General features: G+C 63.1%; 1 protein-coding gene. It reads left to right on the forward strand.

All coding sequences use genetic code 11. The annotated features are described in order from the left end of the window. Positions 1-1041, forward strand: a 1041-nt coding sequence (locus HFC70_RS26290; protein ID WP_168476286.1) for an S-(hydroxymethyl)glutathione dehydrogenase/class III alcohol dehydrogenase, incomplete at its 5' end; no start/stop codon positions are given. Positions 1042-1047 lie beyond the last annotated feature (6 nt).

Raw genomic sequence — 1047 nt, forward strand, 5'->3', positions numbered from 1 at the left:
GTGCTGATCGAGGTGAAGGCGACCGGCATCTGCCATACCGATGATTTTACGCTCTCGGGCGCCGATCCGGAAGGCCTGTTCCCGGCCATTCTCGGCCATGAGGGCGCCGGCATCGTTGTCGATATCGGCCCCGGCGTGACGTCCGTGAAGAAGGGCGACCATGTCATCCCGCTCTATACGCCCGAGTGCCGCGAGTGCTATTCCTGCCTCAGCCGCAAGACCAATCTCTGCACCGCCATCCGCTCCACCCAGGGGCAAGGCCTGATGCCGGACGGCACGTCGCGCTTTTCGATCGGCAAGGACAAGATCCACCATTACATGGGCTGCTCGACCTTTTCCAACTTCACCGTGCTGCCGGAGATCGCGGTGGCCAAGGTCAACCCGGACGCCCCCTTCGACAAGATCTGCTATATCGGCTGCGGCGTGACCACCGGCATCGGTGCCGTCATCAACACCGCCAAGGTCGAGATCGGCGCCACGGCCATCGTCTTCGGGCTGGGCGGCATCGGTTTGAACGTTCTGCAGGGCCTGCGCCTTGCCGGTGCCGACATGATCATCGGCGTCGACATCAACAACGACCGCAAGGCCTGGGGCGAAAAGTTCGGCATGACGCATTTCGTCAATCCGAAGGAGGTCGGCGACGACATCGTGCCGTACCTCGTCAACCTGACCAAGCGCAATGGCGACCTGATCGGCGGCGCCGACTACACGTTCGACTGCACCGGCAATACCAAGGTGATGCGCCAGGCGCTCGAAGCCTCGCACCGCGGCTGGGGCAAGTCGATCATCATCGGCGTGGCCGGCGCCGGCCAGGAAATCTCCACCCGCCCGTTCCAGCTGGTCACCGGCCGCAACTGGATGGGCACGGCGTTCGGCGGCGCACGCGGCCGCACCGATGTGCCGAAGATCGTCGACTGGTACATGCAGGGCAAGATCCTCATCGACCCGATGATCACCCACACCATGCCGCTCGACGACATCAACAAGGGCTTCGACATGATGCACAAGGGCGAAAGCATCCGCGGCGTCGTGATCTATTGAGCATGA

The sequence above is a fragment of the Agrobacterium sp. a22-2 genome, assembly GCF_012276985.1.
Taxonomy (GTDB): domain Bacteria; phylum Pseudomonadota; class Alphaproteobacteria; order Rhizobiales; family Rhizobiaceae; genus Allorhizobium.